General features: G+C 77.5%; 4 protein-coding genes. 2 read left to right on the forward strand and 2 right to left on the reverse strand.

Annotated elements, in window-relative coordinates; all coding sequences use genetic code 11:
* Nucleotides 1–892: ABC transporter permease (locus tag GTQ99_RS19520; RefSeq protein ID WP_166617373.1), on the forward strand; the 892-nt coding region annotated here is incomplete at its 5' end.
* Between the two features lie 3 nt (nt 893–895).
* Here the strand turns inward: GTQ99_RS19520 and GTQ99_RS19525 are convergent.
* Complete coding sequence (locus GTQ99_RS19525; RefSeq protein WP_166617374.1) at nt 896–1,642, reverse strand: alpha/beta fold hydrolase; 747 nt, start codon at nt 1,640–1,642, stop codon at nt 896–898.
* Nucleotides 1,639–3,849 (reverse strand): glycogen debranching protein GlgX, encoded by a 2,211-nt coding sequence (glgX, locus tag GTQ99_RS19530; RefSeq protein WP_166617375.1) that lies wholly within the window; start codon nt 3,847–3,849, stop codon nt 1,639–1,641. The genes GTQ99_RS19525 and glgX overlap by 4 nt, the downstream gene beginning before the upstream one ends.
* An 88-nt stretch (nt 3,850–3,937) precedes the next feature.
* Here glgX and GTQ99_RS19535 point away from each other — a divergent pair.
* On the forward strand, nt 3,938–5,127 hold a 1,190-nt coding region (locus GTQ99_RS19535), incomplete at its 3' end, for an aminotransferase class V-fold PLP-dependent enzyme (protein ID WP_166617376.1).

Below are 5,127 nucleotides of genomic sequence, written 5' to 3' on the forward strand. Positions count from 1 at the left end.
GGGCGGGACCGCCGGCGGCGCCCGTCCGGCGCGGCCGGCGGTCCCGCCCGCGCCGGCCGCCGACGTGCACGAGGACGTCAGCGGCGCCTCCGTGGCCGGTGCCGTCCTGCGCCGCGTCGGCTCCTCGCTGCTGACCCTCGTCGTCTCCGCGCTCGTCCTGGTCCTGGCCTGGTACGCGCTGCTGCGCCTGCTGGAGATCGACCCGTTCATCGGCAAGCGCCCGCTGGACGTCTACCGCTACCTCTTCGACGACGCGGACGCCGCCGCCCACCGCTCCGAGATCGCCGGCTGGCTGGGCACGACCCTGGCGGACTCGGTCACCGGCTTCGTCGCCGGCATCCTGGGGGCGCTCGCGGTCGCCTCGCTGTTCACCCTGCTGCGGCCGCTGGAGTTCGTCTTCATGCCGCTGGCGATGCTGCTGCGCTCGGTGCCGCTGGTGGCGATGGCGCCCGTCATCGGCATGACGTTCTCCTCCGAGCTGCTGCGCGCGGCCACGATCGGCGGGGTGGTCGTCTTCTTCCCCGTCCTCGTCAACGCGGCGCTGGGGCTGCGCTCGGCCTCCCCGCAGGCCATCGACGTCATCCGCGTCAACGGCGGCACCAAGTGGACGGCGCTGCGCAAGGTGGCGATCCCCTCGGCCCTGCCGAACCTCTTCGCGGCCGTGCGCATCTCGGTGCCCGGCGCCGTCATCGGCGCGATGCTCTACGAGTGGCTCTTCAGCGGCCGGGGGCTGGGCTCGGAGATCTTCCGGGCCAACTCCCAGGTCCAGTACGACAAGCTGTGGGCCATCGTCGTCGTCGTGACCTTCACCTCGATCCTGCTCTACACCCTCGTCAGCATCCTGGAGACGCTCGTGCTCGCCAAGTGGGGGCCGCAGGCCGGCCGGCGCTGAGGTTCAGCCGCCCGCCAGGAACTCCCGCAGCACCGCGGTGACCGCCGCCGGCTCGGTCAGCTGCGGCCAGTGCCCCGCCGCCAGCGGGCGCAGGTCGGCCGAGCCCAGCAGCGGGTTGAGCGCGGCCAGGGCCGCCCCGTCGACGTCCCGGCTGCTGCGCACGTGCAGCGCCGGGACCCGCAGCGCCGCCAGCGGCGGCCGCGGGTCCAGGGCCAGCACGTCGGCCCACAGCGGCCGCACGGCGGCCTCGTCGGTGGCGACGACGCCCGCCACGACCCGCTCGCGCAGCACCGGCAGCCGCGGGCCCCACGCCGCGCGCATGGACTCCTCCAGCACCCGCCGCCACTGCGGGCCCTGCACCGCGGCGGCGCGCTCAGCCTTGTGGCGCACGGCGTCCTCGGTCACCGGGACGTTGGAGTCGACGAGCACGAGCCGCGCGACGAGCCCGGGGTGGCGCACGGCGGCGAGCAGGGCGACGACCCCGCCAGCGCTGTGCCCGACGACGCTCGCGCCCCCGCCCGGCGCCAGCCGGGCGATCCGCTCCGCCACCGCCTCGGCGACCGCCGCCAGGCCGCCGTCGCCCGCGGGCGGTTCCCCGCGGTGGCCGGGCAGCTGGAGCGGGTGCACCTCGAAGGCGTCGGCCAGCGCGGCCGCCTGGTGGTGGAACTGCCCGCTGTCGCAGCCCGTGCCCGGCAGCAGCACCAGCGGGCCTCCCGCCGGGGTCACCGCCGGGGTCACCGCCGGGGTCACGCGGAGGTGAGCACCCGCAGCGACCAGGGCGGCATCCGCAGCGCCCGCCCCGCGGCGGTGGGGCGCCGGCGGCGCTCCGGCGCGCTGCTCCAGCGCGGGAACCACTTCGCCAACCCGTCCTGCTGCGGCAGGACGACGTCGCGCTGGCGGTCGCCGGCGTTGACGAGGACGAGGACCGAGGCCTCCCCGCGCTCGCGGCCGTCGACGAGCACCTGCAGGATCCGCCGCTCCGCCTCGTGCCAGCGCTCGACGGTCATGGGCGCGCCGTCCTCGGAGAACCACAGCAGGTCCTGGCGCTGCTCGCGGACGGGGTGCCCGCGCCGCACCCCCGCCTCGCGCAGGACCGGGTAGCGCCGGCGCAGCGCGAGCAGCTCGCGCACGTCCTCGAGCAGCTCGCGCTGCCAGCCGGCCAGCTCCCAGTCCACCCACGACGTCTCGTCGTCCAGGCAGTAGGCGTTGTTGTTGCCGCCCTGGCTGCGGCCGAACTCGTCGCCCGCGGTGAGCATCGGCACGCCGGTCGAGAGCACCAGCGTCCCCAGCAGGTTGCGGATGCTGCGCCGGCGCGCCGCGAGCACGCCCGGGTCGTCCGTGGCGCCCTCGACGCCGTGGTTCCAGCTGGTGTCGGAGTCGCTGCCGTCGCGGTTGCCCTCGCCGTTGGCCTCGTTGTGCTTGTGGTCGTAGGAGACGAGGTCGGCCAGGGTGAAGCCGTCGTGCGCGGTGACGAAGTTCACGCTCGTGAGGCGCCCGCGCTGCACGTCGAAGGTGTCGGCCGAGCCGGCGAAGCGGGTCGCGAACTCCCGCAGCCCCCGCCCCGCACCGCCCGGTGCGCCGCCGCCCAGCGCCACCTGCCGTCCGTCGGTGAGCCAGAAGCGCCGGACCCCGTCGCGGAAGCGGTCGTTCCACTCGTGCACGGGCGCCGGGAACTGCCCCGTGCGCCAGCCGTGGGGGCCGACGTCCCACGGCTCCGCGACGAGCTTGGCGGCGGCCAGCACCGGGTCCGCGGCCAGCGCCACGAGGAAGGGGTGGTCGGGGGTGAACCCGTCGCGCCCGCGCGCCAGCGTCGTCATGAGGTCGAAGCGGAAGCCGTCGACGCCGTACTCGTCCACCCAGTACCGCAGCGAGTCCAGCGCGAACTGCACGACGCGGTGCTCGGCGAAGTCCAGGGAGTTGCCGCAGCCGGTGACGTCGAAGGGCCGCCCGCCCGCGTCGCGCAGGTAGTAGGTGGACTCGTCCAGACCCCGCAGCGACAGGTGCGGGCCGTCCGGGCCCTCCTCGCAGGTGTGGTTGTAGACGACGTCGAGCAGCACCTCGATGCCCGCCGCGTGCAGGCCCTGCACCGCGCGGCGGAACTCCTCGCGCACCGCCGCCGCCCCGGCCGCGCGGGCCGCGGCCGTGGCGTAGCCGGGGTGCGGGGCGTTGAAGGCCAGGGTGTTGTAGCCCCAGTAGTTCACCAGCCCGCGCCGGCGCAGGTGGACCTCGGAGGTGCTCGCGTGCACCGGCAGCAGCTCCAGCGAGGTCACGCCCAGGGAGGTGAGGTGCTCCAGGACCGCCGGGTGCGCGAGCGCGGCGTAGGTGCCGCGCTGCTCCTCGGGCACCGCGGGCAGGCGGCGGGTCAGGCCGCGCACGTGCGCCTCGTAGACGACCGTCTCCGACCACGGCACCCGCGGCCGCTCGCCGGCGGTGGGCCGCAGCCGCTCGGGCAGGTCCTCCAGGACGACGCCGTGCGCGACGTGCGGTGCGCTGTCGCGCGGGTCGGGCACCGCCAGGTCGCCCACGAGGTCGGCGCCGACGGCGTGCCCGAAGACCTCCGGGCGCAGCTGCACCTCGCCGCTGACCCCGCGCGCGTACGGGTCCAGCAGCAGCTTGGCCGGGTTGTGGCGCAGGCCCCGCTCGGGCTCCCAGCGCCCGTGCACGCGCAGGCCGTAGCGGCTGCCCGCCACCAGGCCGCTCACGTGGCCGTGCCAGACCCCCAGGTCGACGTCCGGCAGGGCGGTGCGCTGCTCGCTGCCGTCCTCGCCGATCACGCACACCTCCACGGCGTCGGCGTGCGCGGCCAGGACCGCGACGTCGGCCCCGTCACCGGTGAGCCTGACCCCCAGCGGGTGGCTCGGCGTCGGCGCGGGGGCGTGCAGCGGCTCGCGCTGCCCGGGCGCCGACGGGGGCGCGGGCAGGGGCGCGGAGGTGGGCGCGGACGTGGGGACGGGCACCGGCGCAGTCTGCCCGACACCGCCCGCAGTCCGCTCGTCACGCTGCGGTGCGGCGGGCCGGTCCGCCTCCCGCTCCTACACTGGCTGCGTGACGGCGTACCTCGACCACGCCTCGACGACCCCCCTGCGGCCCGAGGCCCTCGACGCCCTCGTCGCCGCCTCCACCGGCGGCGCGGGCAACCCCTCCTCCCTGCACTCCGCCGGCCGCCGCGCCCGCGCCGCGGTGGAGGAGAGCCGCGAGGCGCTGGCGGCCGCCCTCGGCGCCCGCCCCTCGGAGGTGGTGTGGACCTCCGGCGGCACCGAGGGCGACAACCTCGCCCTCACGGGCCTGTACCGGGCGCGCCGGGAGGCCGACCCCCGCCGCCGCCGGCTGCTGGTCGGCGCCGCCGAGCACCACGCCGTCCTCGACTGCGCGCAGTGGCTCGCGGCCCGCGAGGGGGCGCAGCTGGAGCTGCTGCCGGTGGACGCCGCCGGCCGCACCGACCTCGCCGCGCTGGAGGCGGCGCTGGCCGCGCGCGCCGACGAGGTCGCCCTGGTGTCCCTGATGTGGGCCAACAACGAGGTCGGCACCCTGCAGCCCGTCGCGGCCGCGGCCGCCCTCGCGCACGCGGCCGGCGTCCCGCTGCACACCGACGCGGTGCAGGCCGTCGGGCACGTGCCCGTCGACTTCGCCGCCAGCGGCGCGGACCTGCTCTCGCTGTCGGCGCACAAGTTCGGCGGGCCCGTCGGCAGCGGCGCGCTGCTCGTGCGGCGCGGGACGGCGCTGGTGCCGCTGCAGCACGGCGGCGGGCAGGAGCTCGGGGTGCGCTCGGGCACCCTGGACGCCGCCGGCGCCACCGCCACCGCCGCCGCGCTGCGGGCCGCCGTCGCCGGGCTGCCGCAGGAGGCGCAGCGCCTGGCCGCGCTGCGCGACCGGCTGCTCGCCGGGCTGTGCGAGCGGGTGCCGGGCACCCGCGTGCGCGGCGCCGCGCCCGGCCCCGACCCCCTCGCCGGCCGGCTGCCGGGCAACGCGCACGTGACGGTCGAGGGCTGCCAGGGGGACTCGCTGACCTACCTGCTGGACGCCGCGGGGGTGGAGTGCTCCACCGGCTCCGCCTGCCAGGCCGGCGTGCCGCAGCCCAGCCACGTCCTGCTGGCGATGGGCCTGGGCGAGGAGGAGGCCGCCGGTGCGCTGCGCTTCTCCCTCGGCTGGAGCTCCACGGGCGCCGACGTCGACGCCGCGCTGGCGGCCGTGGGCCCGGCCGTCGAGCGCGCCCGGCGCGCCGGCGCCTCGCGCGC

Source organism: Kineococcus vitellinus (genome assembly GCF_009906315.1).
Lineage (GTDB): Bacteria > Actinomycetota > Actinomycetes > Actinomycetales > Kineococcaceae > Kineococcus > Kineococcus vitellinus.